At 73.4% G+C, this 2153-nt stretch carries 1 protein-coding gene and 1 pseudogene; both read right to left on the minus strand.

Features of this window, described 5'->3' with window-relative positions; translation table 11 throughout:
* On the minus strand, nt 1–859 hold an 859-nt coding region (locus tag ABZ281_RS46915), incomplete at its 3' end, for a serine/threonine-protein kinase (protein WP_356664675.1).
* Nucleotides 860–1026: 167 nt separating this feature from the next.
* Nucleotides 1027–2153: pseudogene (locus ABZ281_RS46920) on the minus strand (serine/threonine protein kinase); the annotation flags it as partial.

Raw genomic sequence — 2153 nt, forward strand, 5'->3', positions numbered from 1 at the left:
CCCCGCCGTCCGGCGTGCGCACGTACGCCTGCGCCCCGCTCGGCCGCCGCCCCTCCGCCGCCTCGGCGAGCATCTGCTCCGCCTCGGACGCGTCGGGCCGGGTGCTGGGGTCCTTGCGCAGCAGGGAGATGATGACGGGCGTGAGCGGACCGGCGTGCCGGAGCTCGGCGGCCTCCTCCTCCACCACGGCCTGCATGGTGGTCAGCGGTGTGGTGCGGCGGAACGGCGAGCGGCCCTCCACCGCCGCGTAGAGCGTCGCGCCCAGGGCCCACAGGTCGGAGGACGGGCCGGGGTCGTGGCCGCGTACGCGCTCGGGCGCCAGGTAGTCGACCGACCCGACGACCTCTCCGGTGCGCGTGATGGTCGTGTCGCCCTCGATCTGGGCGATGCCGAAGTCCGTGAGCAGGACGCGTCCGTCGCGGGCGAGGAGGACGTTGCCCGGCTTGATGTCGCGGTGCAGGACACCGGCGGTGTGCGCGGCACGCAGGGCCCGCAGCACCCAGAGGCCGATGCGTGCCGCCTCGCGCGGCTCGACGCGCCCCTCCTCCTTGACCGCGTCGGCCAGGGAGCGGCCCTCGACCAGCTCCATCACGATCCACGGGCGGCCGTCGTGCTCCAGCACGTCGTGCACCGTGACGACCGCAGAGTGGTTGATGCGCGCTGCCGCCCTGGCCTCCGCCCGGGTGCGCGCCAGCAGGATCGCCTGCTCGCTCTCGGAGACGTAGAGGGCGGCCGTCAACTCCTTGATGGCGACGGACCGGTGCAGCACCTCGTCATGCGCACGCCAGACCCGGCCCATGCCGCCACTGCCGATGGATTCGGCCAGCCGGTAGCGGCCCGCGATGAGCAGGCCCTGCATCTGATTCACGTTGCCCCGCAATGGTCTTGACAGGGTCAGCGTAAGGACCCGCCCTCACCCAGGGAACAAGCGGGGTACCACGGTGACCGCACTGTGACGGTTGTCGCCTGCCGGGACGGGAGGCAACCAGAGTGTGAACTGCGGCGTACAGGCGGCGCGCCGGTCGCTCACCCCGTCACCTTGTACGTCGCCGCCGCCTGCTCGTACAGCCGCGTCACCTCGTCCCGTTCGGACTCCGGGCCGCGCACCTGGACCACGTGGTAGCGCCCCTCGACCAGCATCGCCAGGTTGCGGACGTACAGCTCGCCCCCGTCGCCGCCGGCCCAGGTGAACTGCCCCTCGGCCATGGTCCGTCCGCCCACCTCGATCGTCTTCAGCCCGGTGGAGGTGGCCCAGCTGGAGTCGCGGTACGGCTGCAACTCGCGCTCCCTCTCCCGCTGGTATGCCATCGGATCACTGCCGTACGAGGACGCGCTGTCCCGGCCCGCCACGACGATGAGCTCGAAGTCGCCCTTGGAGTAGACGACCTGACCGCTGCCGCCCCGCGCCGCGCGGTCCCAGCCCTTGGCGACGGCGACCTGGAAGCCCGCCGAGTCCTTGCGCAGGGTGAAGCCGTCGGCGACATCCGGGCCGGTGGTCTGGGTCTCGGTGCTGCCGGCCGACGACGACGGGCTCTTCTCCGGCCCGGGCGAGGTCTGGTCGGGCCGGGGCTCGCTGCTGGCGTCCGGCTCGGGCGCCGGGCTGACTTCACCGGCGGCTCCGGTGCGGTCGGCTCCGTCCGCGCCCTCGGTCTTCGCCTTGGGCATGAAGAGCATGGCGTAGGCGATCGCCGCGGCCATCGCCAGCAGGACCAGCACGAGCAGGGTGCGGCCGAGGCGGCGCGGCGAACCGGAGTCCTGCTTGGCCCGCTTGTGCCGCCCGTGGTGCGCGGGCAGCCCGGCCTTCCGCCGGCGCACGAGCTCACCCCGGCGCCGTACGACGGGCAGCCGCCTGGCGTCGACGGGCGGCGCGGCGACCACATGCACCCCGGCCTCCGGCTCGGGCGCCGAGCGCACCAGCGAGCGCAGCCAGCCGCGCACCTCCTCGAAGTCGAGGCGCTCGGTCGGGTCCTGACGCAGCAGCGACTCCACGACCGGCCGCAACGGACCGCACTCCTCGGCGTAGGCGGGCGGCTCGGCGCACACCATCTGCACCAGCTCGGCCGTCGACTCCTCCGGATAGGGCGCATGTCCCTGCACGGCCCTGAAGAGCAGCGCGCCGAGCGCCCACAGATCGGTCGCGGGGCCGATCGGAA

Source organism: Streptomyces sp. NPDC006265, from assembly GCF_040613555.1.
Classification (GTDB): domain Bacteria; phylum Actinomycetota; class Actinomycetes; order Streptomycetales; family Streptomycetaceae; genus Streptomyces.